Source organism: Longimicrobium sp., from assembly GCF_048594345.1.
GTDB lineage: Bacteria > Gemmatimonadota > Gemmatimonadetes > Longimicrobiales > Longimicrobiaceae > Longimicrobium.
In genome coordinates this window covers 1-1,559 of the sequence record NZ_JBMDXM010000239.1, presented here as the reverse complement: position 1 = coordinate 1,559, position 1,559 = coordinate 1, and the positions used below count along the sequence as shown (strand labels likewise).

Here is a 1,559-nt window from a genome sequence, read left to right as displayed (position 1 = left end):
AGGGTGTGAGGGTGTGAGGGTGAACGGGGGACGGAGTGATCCCCGGGCCCTCTCCCCCGACCGGCCTTTCGCTCGTTCCTCGCGACGGCGGTCGACCCCTCCCCCAACTTCGGGGGAGGGGTTGTTCGCATGCACGGACGCTGGGGTAGCGACTCCCCAATGCAAGCGGCAGAGTTTGTTCTGAGGCACGAACGCAGAGGAAACGCCAACCCCTCCCCCGGGGTTGGGGGAGGGGTCGCCGCGAGCCGCGAGGAACGAGCGGCGAAGTCGGCGGGGAGAGGGCCCCCGTGGGTCGCGCCATACTCACCCGCTCACCCGCTCACCCGTTCACCCGCTCACCCTCACACCCTCACACCCTCACACCCGTTCACCCCGCGTGCGGGCATTCGATGATCTGAATGCGCGCGGTCTGAAGCGGGCTGGAGGTGACCCCCGCCGTCACCGCCGCCTGCACGGAGCCGCCGACGACCGGGATGATTCCGCGCGTGGCGAACTCGGCTTCGTCGTAGGTATCCGCGCGGTTCAGGGCCAGCAGCGCACCCGCAGGAAGCGCGCCCAGCACGCCGCCCAGCACCGAGCGGCCCAGGTTGCCATGCCCCTCGCCGGTCGCCTGGATGTGGGAGCCGGCGATTGCGCCCAGCGTGGAGCCCGACAGGATCACCACCGGATTCCCCTTGGGCCCAACGATGCGGTCCCCGATGAACCATCCCACGATGGACCCCATCGCCGCCAACGGCCACTGCCGCCGAAATCCGCGCGGCGAAGGAGGCGGCGGAATCCTGCGCACCTGGCGGACGCACGGTGCGGCAGGCTGCGGCTGCACGACGGGCTCGGCGCGAAAGGGCCCCGCGGCGGGCGCGGCCATCGTGTCCCGAGCGGGAGCGGGCTCCGCCACCGGGACGGGCGCGGAAAGGGTGTCCTGGGCGCGCGCGGGCGCCGCGACAGAAAGGGTCAGGAGGGACAGCAGCGCGAAACCAACGATCTTGTTCATGCGGAAACCAGCCCGATCCTGCGGGTAATTGGAAGAGACGAGATGTCGTGCGGGGCACCAATATCGCTCCGCTGAGCGATATTCTGTACCCCCGCCCAAATCACCACCTCTTATCTCATCCTCGTACCGGATCCGGAAAAACACCTCACCTCAAGTCGCACTACGGGAAACAGAGGCCAGGGTACAGAGGAACAGACAACAGCCAGAGGAACAGCGGACGCAAGGATCGCCTCTGTTCCTCTGGCTGTTCTTGGTCCCTCTGTACCTTCCGATGTTTTTTCCCGGATTCCGTATCACATCACACCGTTTCTCACGGTTCGTTGTGCATTCGGTGAATCCGGGTGAACGCCAACTGAACCTCCAGAACCGCAGATCTCACACGGGGTCAACGGTAAAGATCAAAGCCGTTGACCCCGTCGACCCCGTGTGAGCCTCGGTTATTCACGTAGCTCCAGGTATGCCGTCGCGGAGCTTTGCGGCTACGCGCGGCGAGGTGCACAGCTGGTCGATGGCTCTCGCGGGCACGTGGCCCCTTTCCCCACAGGTATCCGGGAGGAATCGTGGCGTC

1 protein-coding gene is annotated in these 1,559 nt (G+C 66.4%); it reads right to left on the bottom strand.

What is annotated here, in order from left to right:
- Positions 1 to 367 precede the first annotated feature (367 nt).
- Positions 368 to 991, bottom strand: coding sequence for a hypothetical protein (locus ACOJUJ_RS24850; RefSeq protein ID WP_420129622.1), 624 nt, complete (start codon positions 989 to 991; stop codon positions 368 to 370).
- Positions 992 to 1,559: the final 568 nt, after the last annotated feature.